The sequence below is a fragment of the Pseudomonas cavernae genome (genome assembly GCF_003595175.1).
Classification (GTDB): domain Bacteria; phylum Pseudomonadota; class Gammaproteobacteria; order Pseudomonadales; family Pseudomonadaceae; genus Aquipseudomonas; species Aquipseudomonas cavernae.
The window spans coordinates 670,037-684,210 of record NZ_CP032419.1 but is presented as its reverse complement, the minus strand read 5'-3'; the positions used below and the strand labels follow the sequence as shown (position 1 = coordinate 684,210).

The window sequence follows — 14,174 nt, the reverse complement described above, 5'->3', positions numbered from 1 at the left end:
AAACCTCAGCGCTTCAGGCTGTTGAGGAATGGGTGACCTTCATCATTCTGCGTACTGACGACAGCGGCGGAGCGGATAGTGTTGACAGTTTCCACGCAGTGCCGGGCATCTTCGATGCCGTAACCGCGACCGGCGAGGATTTCCCGGTAGCTGGTGGTGTGCAGGTCGGAGAAGCCTTCGGAGAACTCCATTTCCTCGCCGTTGACGGTGATGGAGCGATAGGTAGGCTTCTTGCCTTTCACCGAGTCCGGCAGGTCGTTGGCATCGATGGAGAGGAACCAGCGCACGCGGGCTTTCTCGTATTCCAGGTAACCGGCGGCCTTGTGCTCGGAGGTGAAGTGCACGATGTTGCGCTGCAGCTTGCCGAAGATGAAGTGCAGCATGTCGTAGAAGTGCACGCCGATGTTGGTGGCCACGCCGAAGGATTTGCGCGGGTCGCCCTTCCAGCTCTCCATGTACCACTTGCCACGCGAGGTGATGTAGGTCAGCTCGACATCGTATTTGTGTTCGCTGGCTTCGCGGGCAACCTTGTCCTTGAGGTTGAGGATCGCCTGGTGGTGACGCAGCTGCAGGATGTTGTACGCGCGCTTGCCGGTTTCCTGCTCGACCAGGGCCAGGTCGTCGAGGATTGCCGGCGTGGGTACCAGCGGTTTTTCGCAGATCACGTCGCAGCCGAGGCGCAGGCCGGCGGTGATGTGCGAATGGTGCAGGTAGTTGGGCGAGCAGACAGCCACATAGTCGAGCGCAGTTTGCGGGTTACGCTTGAGCCGGAAGGCGTGCTCCTGGAAGCGCTCGAACTCGGTGAAGAACTCGCTCTGGGGCGAAATGCTGTCGATGATGCCGACCGAGTCGTTTATATCGTAGGCGGAGACCAGCTGGTTGCCGGTGTCCTTGATGGCGTGCATGTGACGGGGGGCGATGTAACCGGCGGCGCCGATCAGGGCGAATTTTTTCATGGGTATTCCTTGCGAAGCACGACAACCCGACAAGACGTCTGAAGACCTTGCTGGATGTTTCTGCAGAAAGACGGGTAATCAGGCTTTGATGATGTGCTCGACGGGAGCGCGGTATTTGCCACGGCTGTCGACGATCAAGCGAGCGTGCTGCTTGATCAGCTCGTAGTCGAACTTGTCGTGGTCGGTGGCGAGCACCACCGCGTCGAAGTTGGCGAGGTTTTCTGCGCTCAGTGCTTGGCTACTTAGTTCGAAATGGTGCTCGCGCATTTTCGGGAAGACCGGTACGTGCGGGTCACTGTAGGCGACGATACCGCCCTTGGCTTCGATCAGTTCCATGATTTCCACGGAGGGAGATTCGCGCATGTCGTCGACGTTCTTCTTGTAGGCAATGCCCAGCACCAGGACTTTGCTGCCTTTGAGTGCCTTGCCACTGTTGTTCAAGCCGTCCATCAGCTTGCTGAGCACGTACTCTGGCATGGCTTTGTTGACCTCACCGGACAGTTCGATGAAGCGGGTATGCAAACCGTACTCGCGGGCTTTCCAGGTCAGGTAGAAAGGATCGATTGGGATGCAGTGACCACCAAGGCCGGGGCCGGGATAGTAGGCAGTGAAACCGAACGGCTTGGTGGCGGCGGCATCAACCACTTCGAAGATATCGATGCCCATGCGGTCGGCAACGACTTTCATTTCGTTGACCAGGCCGATATTGACTGCACGGTGGATGTTCTCTAGCAGCTTGGTCATTTCCGCTGCCTTGGTCGAGCTGACCGCTACGACCTTGTCGATGGCCTGCCCGTACAAAGCAATGCCAACTTCAAGGCAGGCCGGAGTATGACCGCCGATCACTTTGGGAATGGTGCGGGTTTCGAAGTTGGGATTGCCCGGATCTTCGCGCTCCGGCGAGTAGACTAGGAAGATGCTCTCGCCAACGACCAGGCCGCCTTCCTGTACACGCGGTAACAGTTCTTCTTCGGTGGTGCCGGGGTAGGTGGTGCTTTCCAGGGAAACGATCTGACCGGCGCGCAGATAGGGTTTGAGCGCATCGGTGGTGTTGATCACGAAGCTCATGTCCGGCTCGCGGTATTTATTGAGCGGAGTCGGAACACAGAGAATCAGCGCATCGCACTCGCTGACGCGGCTGAAGTCGGTGGTGGCTATGAACCCACTGTCACGGGCCGCTGCAATCTTGTCAGCCGGGATGTGCTCGATATAGCTCTGGCCGGCGTTGAGCCTGGTCACCTTGCTCTCGTCAATGTCGATGCCCAGTACACGAAAGCCGATGGCGTTGTAGCGCAACATCAGCGGCAAGCCTACGTAGCCGAGGCCGACGATGCCGATAATGGCTTCCTTGCTTTTGAACTTAGCAACGCTTGCTTCCTGGTGTTCGGACATAAGAAAAACTCGGGATGGTTAGGGGTTAGTAGATGTGTCACTGCGCGGTTGTTTATTTCGCGCCGGGACGTCGCTCCTACGGGGAGGAGCGACTGATTTCAATAAATGTCGTTCGACAGCAGGGTAAACGGCGTCTTGATCAGGATCTTGATGTCCAGCCACAGCGACCAGTTGTTGATGTAGGCCAGGTCGAGTTCCACGCGCTTCTCCATCTTGTCGAGGGTTTCGGTTTCGCCACGGCAGCCGCTGATCTGTGCCAGGCCGGTGATGCCGGGCTTGATCCGGTGGCGGGCCATATAGGCGTCGATCTTGCCGGTGTAATAGTCGTTGTGGGCGACGGCATGCGGGCGCGGACCCACCAGGGACATTTGGCCCTGCAGGACGTTGAACAGCTGCGGCAGCTCGTCGATCGAGGTGCGGCGGATAAAGCGGCCGACACGGGTGATGCGCGGGTCTTCGCGGCTGGCCTGCTTGACTTGTTTATCGTCGTGCAGGCGCATGGAGCGGAACTTCCACACCTTGATGATCTTGCCGTTCCAGCCGTGGCGTTTCTGCTTGAACAGGATCGGGCCGGGCGATGAATACTTCACGGCGATGGCGGTGGCTAGCAGCACGGGGCTGAGGGCGAGGATGGCCAGCAGGGCGACCGCGCGGTCCATCAACGCCTTAGTCAGGGCTGCAGTGGGGTAGGCGGTCAGCGGGCTTTCATTGAGGTGAATGGCCGGCATGCCTTCGATCTCAGCAACCGAGTGGTTGAGCAGCATCAGGCTGCGCAAGTCGGGAATCCACACCACGTCGACGCTGGAGTCAAGCAGGTCGATATACAGGCCTTCGATCTGCTCGGCCTCGGTCAGGGGCAGGGCTATATAGAGGCGGCGGATGCGATGGGCCGCGATCAGGTCACGCAGATGGGCGAGGCTGCCGATGATCGGGTACAGGAGGTTATCCGGTTGCAGGTGGTCGTTCGCTGCCACCAGGCCCATCATGGGCTCGCTCTTCTGCCGCACGAGCTTGTCCGCCAGGTCCATGGCCAGCTCGCCGGTGCCGATGATCAGCGAGGTGCGTGCGGCTTGCAGCTTCTGGTGGTAGCGCCTGGAGACGCCATGCAGCGGCACGTAAAGGCCGACTTGCAGGGCGAAGCCGAGCACGCCCCAGGTGAGGGTCACTTCACGGGAGAAGAGTTCGCTGGTCTTGGTAACGAAAGCTGCAACTGTGAGCATGGACAGCAGGATCAGCCAGCCACCGAGCAAACGGCCGAGGCCAACCAGGTAGCCATGCTGCTTGTGATAGACCCGCATCAATGAGTAAACGGGTACCGAAGCGAACAAGGCAAAGGCCGCCAGGACGCGGTATTGGGTGCCTATCTCCCCGGTCTTCAGCATGGCCAGTGTGCAGAGCAGGAGAATGAGCAGGGTGGCTGCTGCCAGCCACTGCCCCCAGAAGGTCAGGCCTCGCCCGCCGGGAATGCTCGTGTCGCGTTTGCCGATCAAGTTGATGTCCCTGCGTGGGTGATTGACGCTGGCGTCCCGGCCTCGCGCTGTTGCTATGCCTTTGCTGAACGGGCTATTCGACCTGTGAGGTGCTCTATGGGCCGCTGGGGTTGCTGGGTGGTTCTGTGGCACAAACAGTTACCTGTAGAGATTGAGGCAATGTGGTCAGCGAGCTCTATTGGTGGGTTACAACCCACCCTACGAATCTCTGGGGCTTGGTAGGGCGGATTAGCGAAGCGTAATCCGCCGCCCCGTGCCAATACGGGCTAAGCGCTCTGGCAGGCTTGCTTGTGTTGGGCTCTGGCGATGCGTCTCGGGCGGGAAGCCCCTTCGGGGATTCCACCCTACGAATATCGGTGAATGCGTGACTGTCAGAGGCATAGTTTGCGGGTGCTTTTCAGTTCGCTGTTCAGGCTGTCGCAAAGCATCTGGAGCATGCCGGTGTGCTGAGCGACCTTGAGCAGGCGCTGGGCTTCTGCTGGCCCGTAGGCCACGCTGCGCCGCGCCGATTCGAGGGTGGCCTGACGCTGGCTCTCATCCAGATGCGGCCAGGCACTGAAGCCGACTTCCGCCAGTTCGCGGTTCACCCCGATGCGCCAGGGGCCCAGCTGGAAAGCCTGGGCCAGGGCCTGGTCGAACTCGCCATCGAACTCCTGCAGGTACAGCTTGCTGTGGGCCAGACGCGCCCAGGTGTAGGGCCAGGCCGGGCGGGCAACTACCGCAGCCCGGTAGGCGGCTAATGCGGCACGCCGCGAGAGCTCCGCAGTCGGGGCGGCATAGGGTTGGCGGAATTGCTGCCAGCTGTGGATACGCCCGAGGCGGTCGAGGTAATCGCCATTGGCAACCGGGTACAAGCCGATGGCACGTTGCGCCGCATCGTGGGCGATTTGCCAGGCACGGGCTTCGGGCTCGTTACCGGCCTTTTCCCACGCGGCTAGAAAGGCTTCAGCCTGGTAGCTGGCGATGCCGGCCACGATCATGCGGCCCCCTGCAAATAACAGGACCAAGGCCAACAGCAACACCAGCACGGCAGACACTTTTTGTGTGATGGCACTCACATTTTTCTCGCCCGCGGGCGAGCGCTGCTGCCGGCGGCTGAGCCGGTCGATGGATAGGCTGGGGTTCATGCGAAATGGCTCTGGGCGATTTCCCAGGGAGTGTGTTTGACCAGGGCTTCGGCCTTGGCATCGCCGACTATGCGAGCGGCCTGTTGCAGGCCCTCGCTGAGCAAGGGCGGGCGGTGCTGCAGGTTGTGCGCATCGCTGGCGAGTATGCTGACCACGCCTTGCTCCAGCAGTGCATGGGCAACGTCCTGGGCGGCTGGACCGAAGCGGCCGGCCACGGAAGCGGCCGTGACCTGCAGCAGGCAACCCTGCTCAAGGAAGGGCTTGAGCCTGGACGGTGTGCGCATGATGCCTTTGTTGCGTTCCGGGTGAGCAATCATCGGAATGATGTTGCGTTGCAGCAACCAGCTAATCAGGCGCTCGGCGCCGAAGGGTATTTCGCCATGGGGGAATTCGAGCAGCAGGACCTTCTTGCCCTGCCATTCGCCCAGGAAAGGAATGGCCCCCTGGCTGACGCCGACCATCAGCTCCATGCCGAAGCGCACTTCCGCTGCGGCCGCCACCTGCAGGGGGATGCCCTGCTCTTTCAGGGCGGCGACAAACAGGGCCAGCGCTGCCTGGATGCTGGCGGGGCTGTTGTCGTAACGGCCGGGATGGATGTGCGGGGTGCAGACCAGATGGGTGATGCCGTCCTGCACGGCCACGCGCGCCAGTGCCAGCGAAGCTTCGAGGTTGGGGGCCCCGTCGTCGATGCCGGGGAGCAGGTGGTTGTGCAGGTCGATCATAGTCAGTGCTGAAAACCTATGTTTGTCTCGCTCCGGGGCGGCGTTTCTACAGGGTGGTGCGGGTTGCTTGTCGTACCCGTAGGGTGGATTAGCCGCGCAGCGGCGTAAGCCACCGTTGCGTGCCCATGCGGGCAATGTGTTCAGGCTGGCCTGCGTGTTGGGCTCGGCCCCTGCGCGGCGAGCGGTGGAAGCCCCTTCGGGGATTCCACCCTGCGATCCTACGTAGCCCAACGTGCAGGCCGAGGTAGGCTGGGTAGAGGCGTTTTTTTGCCGAAACCCAGCGACGGCCAGTCTTGCTGGGTTTCGCTCCGCTCTACCCAGCCTACACGCCGTAACTCACCTGGCGCAGGCATCAAGCAATTAGGCTTGCTTGGCGTTGCTGTAGCCGTAGTAGTCGTAGTAACCGCCGTAGCTGTAGCCGTACTTCTTGGCCTTCTTGATATCGACCTGGTTGAGCACGATGCCGTTGATTGGGGCATTGTTCTGCAGCAACTGGCCGACGCCCTTCTCCACCAACGGGATGTGCGTGGAGTCGGACTTGATCACGTAGATCAGCGAGTTGGCAAAGGTCGACAGAACCACCGCGTCGCTCACCGCTTGGGTCGGTGGCGAGTCGATGATGACGCGCTGGTATTTGCTCTTGAGCACTTCGATGGCCTTGGCGAAGCGTGGCGACGATAGCAGTTCCAGCGGGTTTGGCGGCACGGTGCCGGCGCTGATCATGTCAATGCCGTCGACATGCTTGATGCATTCCTCCAGCGTGGCGGTGCCGGCGATCAAGTTGGCCAGACCAGGAGTACCAACCGGGAACTCGAAGCTTTTGGCCAGCGTCGGGCGACGCAGGTCCGCGTCGATCAGCAATACCCTTTCCATCTGGCCGAGGGCGAAGGCCAGGTTGACCGAGACGGTACTCTTGCCTTCGCCTGGGATGGAGGAGGTGATGACCATGACCTTGTGCGGGTGATCGATGCCCGAAAGCACAACGCCTGTACGAATGGTGCGGATCGACTCGGAGAAGCTCTTGTCCTTGTCGATCGTGAACATCCGCGCAAGGTCGCTGCGTTCCAAGTTTTTCATCAACGGCAGGATGCCAAGCACCGGAATGTTCAGGCGGCTTTCCACCTGTTCGGTGCTCTTGAAGGTGTTGTTCAGCGCGTCCAGCAGCAGGGTCAGGCCCACACCGATGAAGCCGGCCAGCAGGGCGGCGATCGCGACGATCAGCGACTTCTTCGGTTTGATGGGCTCAGACGGAACCACGGCCTGATCCACAACCCGGGCATTGGCGCTGTCCAGGTCGGAGGTGGCGGCGGTTTCCTTCAGTCGGGTCATGAAGGTGTCGTAGAGCGCGCGGTTGCCTTCCACTTCACGCTGCAGTTCACGCAGTTTGAACTCCTTGCGCGAGATGTCCTGGATCTGCGACTTGTTGGTGTTGAATGAGGCCTGCAGGGAATTTTCGTTGGCGGCGGCCAGCTGATAGTTGCGCTCGATACCGGCAACCACCTGCTCGACCTGACCGCGCAGGCTGGCGGAGCCGGCGCTCAGATCGGAGCGGGCGGCATCCATGGCCGGGTGACGCGCACCATAGCGGCGCGACAGCTCGTCGACCTTGGCCCTGGCCTTGGCTTCTTCCGCCTTGAACTGCTGGATCAGCGGATGCCCCAGTACGGCCGGAATGCTGGCCAGGCGCTCCCAGCCACCGCCGCGCATGGCCTGGACCTGGCGGTACTGGCTTTCGGCTTCGGCGCGCTGGCGGCGCGCATCGATCATGCGCTCACCGGTGAGGGTCAGCTCGGCGGCGCTGATGGTGGCCACGCCGTCCACATCCACCAGGTTTTCCGCTTCGCGGAAGGCCTGCAGGCGGTCTTCTGCATCTTTCAACTTGGTGCGCAGCTCACCTAGACGGCTATTCATCCAGTTGGTGGCGGTCATGGACATGTCCATGGTCGCTTCCAGCTGGCTTTCGATGAAGCCATTGGCCAGGGCATTGGCGGCGAGCGCGGCCATGCGCGCATCGGCCATGTCCACCTGCACCTTGACCAGTTGGCTCTTGCCTTGCGGCTCGATGCTGATGCGTTCCATCAAGTCCTTGGTGACGGTATCGAAGATTTCCGCTTCGGTGGGGTCGATCCCCTCCTCCAGGTCACCGGGCAGGGTTGCCGGCACGACCTTGTTGAAGTCGAAATTGGCCAACAGGCCCCTGATGTCGATCAGCGGTTCGGGCTGCTGGCGCGGGTCGAACTCGGGGTGGGTGGTCAGGTTCAACTGACGTACCACGCGCTCGGCGAGGGAGCGCGACTTGAGCAGTTCGAACTGGGTTTGCAGGTATTCGCTGCCCGTCCCTTCTAGGCCGTAGACCTGTTCGATGGACACCACCTTGGCGGCTTTCTCCTCGATCATCAGGGTGGCGGCGGCGCGGTAGATGGGCGTGATGGCGAAAACCGCGAGAATCGCGACCATGCTGACCACCAGCACCAGGGTGAGGATGCTCCACTTGCGGTGCCAAATGGTTTGCCACAGCTTGAGCAGGTCGATCTCGTCGTCATCCTCCTCCTGGCGCTGGGCGATCAGGTTGCGCTCGAGGATATGGGTATTACTTTCCATGCTTGGGGAAACTCTGAAAAAGTTGAAGGCGCTCAGGCACCGGTGAGGGCAGGCCGCGCGCTGCGGCCTGTGCCCAGGCTCGCCGGGAGGACGGCTCGATGCTTAGAAAAAACCCTGGTCAATCGTGATGGTATCGCCGGGCATGACCTGGGTGTCGAGGGAGGCTGCCTCCGGGGTGCGGCTGGCATCGTGGTCGCGGATGATGGTGATCCGGCCCTCCGATGCGCGCTCGGTCAGGCCGCCAGCCAGAGCAACGGCACGCCGCAGGGTCAGGCCGGGCTGGAAGGGATAGCCGCCGGGCTCTTTCACCTCGCCGCTGATGAAGAATTCGCGGTATTGCAGGACGCTGACCGATACGCGCGGGTCGACCAGGTAATCGCCCTTGAGCTTGTCGATGATCATCTGTTCGATCTCGGCAGCGGTCTTACCTTTGGCCTGGACTTCACCAATGAAGGGGTAGGAGAAGGTGCCGGCATCGGTCAGGCGCAGCTCTTCGAAGCTGAGATCCTGTTCACCGAAGACATTGATGCGGATGACATCACCCGAAGCCAGTTTGTACTGGGAGTTGCCCTCCGCCTGCACGACGCTGCTGTTGATCAGCAGCATGCCAAGGATCAGGCTGAAAAAAATGCGAATGACCATATGGCTCGGTTGCTCTCAAATATCTCGGGGGAACAAAGAGGGGCGAAGAGCCCCCCTATTTTTTTACGGGCGCAAGGTTACAGGCTGGCGGTGAAGCTGAGCGAGTAGATGTTGCGTTGGTAGCTTTCGTTAGGTGCGCTGGAGTCGTTTTCGGAATACTTGTAACCGACACCCACATCCAGCCAGCGGCGCATTTCATAGGTCAGACCGAGGCCGAAGGTGTCGATCTTGTCGTCGCGATCGATGTCCTGGTACTCCTGGTCAGAGTAGGTGTAGCTGACGTCGGAAGTCAGGCGCTCGAGCCACTCGTGCTCCCAGCTCAGGGTGGAGCTCTGGGACTGGATGGAGGAGGCACCATTGTCACCTTCGTCGAGCGCACGGCGCGTCTTCAGGTTGAAGGTGGAGTAAGTGCGCGGCTTCCAGCTGGCGCCCACTTCCCACAGCGAACCGCTCTTGTCGTCGATGCTGGAGTCATCGAAACGCTTCTTCTCGCCACCGATCTTGACGGTACCGCTGGTCTTGGCAGTTGCGTCCCAGGTCAGACCGCCGAGCAGAGCGATGTTGTTGCTGTTGAGACGGTCGTTGGAGACGTAGTCGTACTCGGTGTGGCGGGCTTCGACCAAGGCGCGGGTCTTGGGCGCCACTCGGTAGTAGAAGGTGCTGCTGAGGGCGGTGGTGTCGCGCTCTTTGTCGGCATTGAGGTGGTCGCTGTTCTGGTAACGCAGCTCCTCGTAGTTGGCGCCGAAATCGACCTGCGCGCGGGAGCTCTCGGCGCCATAGGTGTACACACCGCCCAGGTTGCTGGTGGTGTATTTGTCGTTTTCGACGTTCTGGTCTAGCGAGGCGGTCTCTTCAACCTTGTCGTAGCCGGCGTTCAGCTTCAGCCGGTTGCGCGCATCGAATTCAAACCCGGCATCTGCGTTCAGATGGTGGTCCGTGTTGTCGTCGTCATGGCTCGAGTGAAAAATGTCACTGGCGGCCGAGTAGCTCAGCGCGTACTCACTCTTGCGGCCCAGGGCACCGAGTACGAAGGTCGGGGTGATGCCGGTAATCCAGGAGGATTCCTCGCCATCTTCGACAGCTCGGAAGTTGTCGTCGTAACGCTCACTCACTTCCAGGGTGGGCGTGAAGGTCAGGCCGTCGGACAGCTTGACGCTTTGCGGCTCGATGGCCCAGGCATTGGCACAAAGCGCAGCCGAAACGGCGGCAGCCAGTGAACTTGCGGTGAATTTCATACTCATAGAGAACCTAGCGTTCCTTACCTGTGATTTTGCCGGTGGAAAAGGCAAAACGATGCTGGCACATGGACGCCAGCATCGGTGTTGATTCAGCTGAAGCTCAGCCGATTAGTTCGGGCTGGCAGAACCGCCGCCGCCACCGCTGCTGCTTGGCACGCTGGAGGAGGCGGTGGTGTTGCCGGAGCTGGTAGCAGCCGAGGCAACTGCGGTGTTGCCGACAGCATTGTTCGCTGCGGCGTTGATCGCGCCGGCCTGAGCCGGGGCTGCACTTACCGCCGCGTCGGTGATGGCTGCGGCCTGAGCCGGAGCTGCGCTTACTGCAGCCGAAGTGATGGCGGCAGCCTGAGCCGGAGCCGCGCTTACCGCAGCAGCGGTGATAGCGGCGGCTTGAGCCGGCGCCGCGCTTACGGCAGCCGCGGTGATGGCAGCGGCCTGAGCCGGCGCCGCGGCCACGGCAGCGGCAACGATGCTGGCAGCAGCCTCAGGGTTGGCGGCAACGATGCCGGCGATTGCTTCAGCCAGAGCATCACCTTCCGCGGCGGCTACAGCTTGGGTCTGGGCTTCGGTCAGAGCTACACCTGCCGTCTGCAGGGCTGCCAGGGTGGCTTGGTCAGCGAAGGCCTGGCCGGAGGCCAATGCCACCGCCAGAGTGAGGCTGGAAAGGGCTTTACGCATATCAAACGTCCTCGTTAGATGTTGCATGGAATCCTGTCCCTTTTCTGCGGTGAGCAGTGGGCAGTTTTGGTTATTGCAAAGGTTGTTATTCGTGTCTTGCAAATGCTTGCATCCAGCCCGCGGCCCCACCTCTCCCAGATTCCGCGCACATGGCATTGCGCAGCCTGATTGCTTGCGCACCGGCGCAGCGAACTCTGTCGCACGGCAAAGCCAGTGCAAATCCACAAGAACTGGCTCCATGCCCGGAACCATGGGGGAGGCTATGAAAACTGACATGCTGTTAGTCCCTTAACAGTTACTCGTCGATAAATCACCCTGCGGACTCCTGGGCAACCCGACTGCTATCAACAGTTTCGCCTGGCTGACTCATCGGCGCATGTCCTGCTACAACTTTGCCCGTCAGGGTAAAAGCCTGGGTCCTGACACGCTACCGCCCCAGGATTTTCCGTAGCTTCCCGAGCACGATGGTACTAATTGTTTTTACAGGCAAAACTTAACCGCGCAGCACGCTGTGAAGAAGGCAAATTGAGCTAATGATGAAATGCTAATGCCCCAGGCTTGTATCCAGCCCTTTGGGTGCTATGTTGCGCTGGCCGGATGCCTCCTTGCTCTCACCCTATTGATTTTTCTGCTTTTTTTGTGGGTTTGGATGACGCGCTCTGGACTTGAGTCGCGCCCCCCTGTTCATTCTGCGAGCGAGTATACAGATTCACTCTAGCGAGTCGAACCCCGCCCCGATGATTGGAGCATTGTCGGCACGGAGGCGGCGCCTCCTTCAGATTTTGCTGATGCCAGTCACTGGCATGAGGATTTTTTGCTCGCGTTGCAGGAAATTCAGCAGGAGCACCACACGCTTATTTCCATCCATTGCCAGAAATATCCCCTCCAACTCGGCGAAAGGCCCTTCATTGATGCGGACCTTTTCACCTGCGGTAAGAAGCTCTTGCGTATAGGGTTCATGCTCGTGCTGCTGGAGCTGCTCAATCAGGTAATCGTCGACGGCCACCGGCTGACTGCCGAAGCTGACGATGCGGGTCACGCCACGGGTGGAGCGCAGCGGCCCCCAGCCATCCTGCTGGCTGAGCTGGACGAACAGGTAACCCGGAAAAAGGGACTCCTCGACCATTTGCCTATGTCTGCGCAACAGGCGTTCGCGCTTGAGCTTGGGGCGATAGCAGACGTACCCCTGGCGCAGCAGATTTTCTTCTGCGCGCTCGTCCTGGCGTGCCTTGCACTGGACTAGATACCAGGCTTTGCCTGTATTTTCCTTGCTGGAGTTCATTCGCGTGGACTTCCTTGCTTACGTCGCGATCTGGCGAGTGCTTCGCGCGTCCCTGTCTCCTAGCCCTTGGGGGCGTAGAAGGCTGTGCGCCTCTCTTGCTGCGAGCGAGTTTCCCTCGACTCTGTTGACCTAAGCCCGCCACCAGAATTTTGCTTTTGCCATGACCGACAGAAGCCAACTGAGCGATAACGATTGGGCACGTATACAGAGCCTGCTGAGCGCCACGAAGAGGGTTCCATTGATGAATGGTAGCGAGCTGTCGCCGGCTTGTCGCGGCAACGCTGAGGGCGCTTCGTAGTGCAGCCCAATGGCGAATACTCCCCCAGCAGCTTCGGCTTATGGAGCAGTGTCCTCAAGCGCTTTGCTCGCCTGACGCCAAAATGCGAGGCTGGAGTCGGTCACTCGTAACCAGCGCCCAAGCTTTAACAGCTCAACCAGTCGTGAACAGCTCGTCGCTACCGTTTTGGAAGAACGCGCTCGACTTATCCAGGCAGGAGGCGAAGACGGATTCCATCCGACAGCTCGAACGCTCTGTACACTTTCGGGGCTCGAATGGGTTCGAACAGTGAGATGGGATAATGTCACGCAGAATCAACATGGGGGGACAAATGGGGGGACAAACAATGAGAAAAATAAAATACAGTTATAAACCAATATCTTAATTATCTAAAAATGCCGACCACAAGCCGGCTTTTTTATTGCCCGCGATTTGCCCCGCCGGGCGCGGCTCTGCTAGTGTCGCGCACGCTGAGTCCCGCCGAGATAGCCGCCATGGCCCGCAAGAAAACCACCCCCGATTTCGAGCAGTCGCTCACCGAACTGCAAACCCTGGTCGAACGCCTGGAAAGCGGCGAACTGTCGCTGGAAGACTCACTGACCGCCTTCGAGCAGGGCATCCGCCTGACCCGTGAGTGCCAGGGCGCGCTGGCGCAGGCCGAGCAGAAGGTGCAGATCCTCCTCGAACGCGATGGCGAACTGGCCGAGGCGCCCTTCGAGGCGGACGACCAGGCATGACCGCGAGCTACCAGAAACGCTGCCAGCAGCGCGTCGATGCGGCGCTCGACCAGCTGTTCCAAGCGCCGCGCCATGAGCTCGACCGCCTCTACCAGGCCATGCGCTACAGCGTGATGAATGGCGGCAAACGCATCCGTCCGCTGCTGGTCTATGCCGCCTGCGAGGCGCTTGGCGGCCATGATGAGCAGGCCGATGGCGCCGCCTGTGCGGTGGAACTGATCCACGCCTATTCACTGGTGCACGACGACCTGCCGGCCATGGATGACGACGACCTGCGCCGCGGCCAGCCGACCACCCACAAGGCCTTCGACGAGGCCTGCGCGATCCTCGCCGGCGATGGTCTGCAGAGCCTGGCCTTCGAGGTGCTCGCCGACCGCCGGCTGAACCCGCACGAAGCCGATATCCGCCTGGCCATGCTGGTCGCCCTCAGTCGCGCCGCCGGCCCGGCCGGCATGGTCGGCGGCCAGGCCATCGACCTCGGCTCGGTCGGCCACCGGCTCGATCAACAAGCCCTGGAGGTCATGCACCGGCACAAGACCGGCGCGCTGATCGAAGCCAGCGTGCGCCTCGGCGCCCTGGCCAGCGGCCGCGCCGACGAGCGCAGCCTCAAGGCCCTGCACGCCTACGCGCAGGCCATCGGCCTGGCGTTCCAGGTGCAGGACGACATCCTCGACGTGGAAAGCGACACCGTCACCCTGGGCAAGACCCAGGGCAAGGACCAAGCGCACGACAAGCCGACCTACCCGGCGCTGCTCGGCCTCGATGTCGCCAAGGCCTACGCCCTCGAACTACGCGACCAGGCCTTGCACGCCCTGCGCCCGTTCGACGAGCGCGCCGAGCCGCTGCGCGAGCTGGCGCGCTATATAGTCGAACGGCGCAGCTAGTCGTCAGCCGCAATAAAAAACGCCGGGCATGCCCGGCGTTTTTTATTCAAGCCCTATCGGATGGATGCCGCTTCCTGCATTCATTGACCAGGTAGGGCGGGGCGTGAGCTGACGCTGCCGCCCTCTCCCTAACCCTCTCCCGTAAACGGGC

Annotated in this window: 12 protein-coding genes; 2 read left to right on the top strand and 10 right to left on the bottom strand. The window is 60.9% G+C overall.

The window, feature by feature from the left end; all coding sequences use genetic code 11:
• Window positions 1–5 precede the first annotated feature (5 nt).
• From wbpB to rfaH, 10 genes are all read right to left on the bottom strand, one after another.
• A complete protein-coding gene (gene wbpB, locus D3880_RS03190; protein WP_119892082.1) occupies window positions 6–956 on the bottom strand; it encodes a UDP-N-acetyl-2-amino-2-deoxy-D-glucuronate oxidase in 951 nt (316 codons plus the stop codon).
• A gap of 78 nt (window positions 957–1,034) precedes the next feature.
• Window positions 1,035–2,348, bottom strand: coding sequence for a UDP-N-acetyl-D-glucosamine 6-dehydrogenase (gene wbpA, locus D3880_RS03185; RefSeq protein ID WP_119892081.1), 1,314 nt, complete (start codon window positions 2,346–2,348; stop codon window positions 1,035–1,037).
• 98 nt (window positions 2,349–2,446) lie between these two features.
• Window positions 2,447–3,838: an undecaprenyl-phosphate glucose phosphotransferase gene (locus D3880_RS03180; protein ID WP_119892080.1), complete on the bottom strand. Its 1,392-nt coding sequence runs from the start codon at window positions 3,836–3,838 to the stop codon at window positions 2,447–2,449.
• Between the two features lie 371 nt (window positions 3,839–4,209).
• Window positions 4,210–4,818 carry a hypothetical protein gene (locus D3880_RS03175; RefSeq protein WP_162934927.1) on the bottom strand — a complete coding sequence of 203 codons (609 nt, stop codon included), beginning with the start codon at window positions 4,816–4,818 and terminating at the stop codon, window positions 4,210–4,212.
• Between the two features lie 143 nt (window positions 4,819–4,961).
• A complete protein-coding gene (locus D3880_RS03170; protein ID WP_119892078.1) occupies window positions 4,962–5,687 on the bottom strand; it encodes a tyrosine-protein phosphatase in 726 nt (241 codons plus the stop codon).
• 360 nt (window positions 5,688–6,047) lie between these two features.
• Complete coding sequence (locus D3880_RS03165) at window positions 6,048–8,288, bottom strand: GumC family protein (protein WP_119892077.1); 2,241 nt, start codon at window positions 8,286–8,288, stop codon at window positions 6,048–6,050.
• Window positions 8,289–8,390: 102 nt separating this feature from the next.
• Window positions 8,391–8,930, bottom strand: a complete 540-nt coding sequence (locus D3880_RS03160; protein WP_119892076.1) for a polysaccharide biosynthesis/export family protein — start codon at window positions 8,928–8,930, stop codon at window positions 8,391–8,393.
• Between the two features lie 77 nt (window positions 8,931–9,007).
• Window positions 9,008–10,165, bottom strand: coding sequence for an outer membrane beta-barrel protein (locus D3880_RS03155; RefSeq protein ID WP_119892075.1), 1,158 nt, complete (start codon window positions 10,163–10,165; stop codon window positions 9,008–9,010).
• A gap of 111 nt (window positions 10,166–10,276) precedes the next feature.
• On the bottom strand, window positions 10,277–10,945 hold the full coding sequence (locus D3880_RS03150) for a hypothetical protein (RefSeq protein WP_218567590.1): 669 nt from the start codon (window positions 10,943–10,945) through the stop codon (window positions 10,277–10,279).
• 673 nt (window positions 10,946–11,618) lie between these two features.
• The gene (gene rfaH / locus D3880_RS03145) at window positions 11,619–12,125 is read right to left on the bottom strand and encodes a transcription/translation regulatory transformer protein RfaH (protein WP_119892073.1); all 507 of its coding nucleotides are present in this window, start codon (window positions 12,123–12,125) and stop codon (window positions 11,619–11,621) included.
• Between the two features lie 771 nt (window positions 12,126–12,896).
• Between rfaH and D3880_RS03140 the strand changes: the two genes are divergently transcribed.
• Together D3880_RS03140 and ispA are read left to right on the top strand one after the other, a co-directional pair.
• Window positions 12,897–13,139, top strand: a complete 243-nt coding sequence (locus D3880_RS03140; RefSeq protein WP_119892072.1) for an exodeoxyribonuclease VII small subunit — start codon at window positions 12,897–12,899, stop codon at window positions 13,137–13,139.
• Window positions 13,136–14,023, top strand: coding sequence for a (2E,6E)-farnesyl diphosphate synthase (gene ispA, locus D3880_RS03135; protein ID WP_119892071.1), 888 nt, complete (start codon window positions 13,136–13,138; stop codon window positions 14,021–14,023). The genes D3880_RS03140 and ispA overlap by 4 nt, the downstream gene beginning before the upstream one ends.
• Window positions 14,024–14,174: the final 151 nt, after the last annotated feature.

Coding starts and splice junctions, on each gene's coding strand:
- D3880_RS03165 (WP_119892077.1), bottom strand. CDS start 8,288: ATGGAAAGTAATACCCATATCCTCGAGCGCAACCTGATCGCCCAGCGC.
- rfaH (WP_119892073.1), bottom strand. CDS start 12,125: ATGAACTCCAGCAAGGAAAATACAGGCAAAGCCTGGTATCTAGTCCAG.
- wbpB (WP_119892082.1), bottom strand. CDS start 956: ATGAAAAAATTCGCCCTGATCGGCGCCGCCGGTTACATCGCCCCCCGT.
- ispA (WP_119892071.1), top strand. CDS start 13,136: ATGACCGCGAGCTACCAGAAACGCTGCCAGCAGCGCGTCGATGCGGCG.
- D3880_RS03140 (WP_119892072.1), top strand. CDS start 12,897: ATGGCCCGCAAGAAAACCACCCCCGATTTCGAGCAGTCGCTCACCGAA.
- D3880_RS03155 (WP_119892075.1), bottom strand. CDS start 10,165: ATGAAATTCACCGCAAGTTCACTGGCTGCCGCCGTTTCGGCTGCGCTT.
- D3880_RS03170 (WP_119892078.1), bottom strand. CDS start 5,687: ATGATCGACCTGCACAACCACCTGCTCCCCGGCATCGACGACGGGGCC.
- wbpA (WP_119892081.1), bottom strand. CDS start 2,348: ATGTCCGAACACCAGGAAGCAAGCGTTGCTAAGTTCAAAAGCAAGGAA.
- D3880_RS03160 (WP_119892076.1), bottom strand. CDS start 8,930: ATGGTCATTCGCATTTTTTTCAGCCTGATCCTTGGCATGCTGCTGATC.
- D3880_RS03175 (WP_162934927.1), bottom strand. CDS start 4,818: ATGATCGTGGCCGGCATCGCCAGCTACCAGGCTGAAGCCTTTCTAGCC.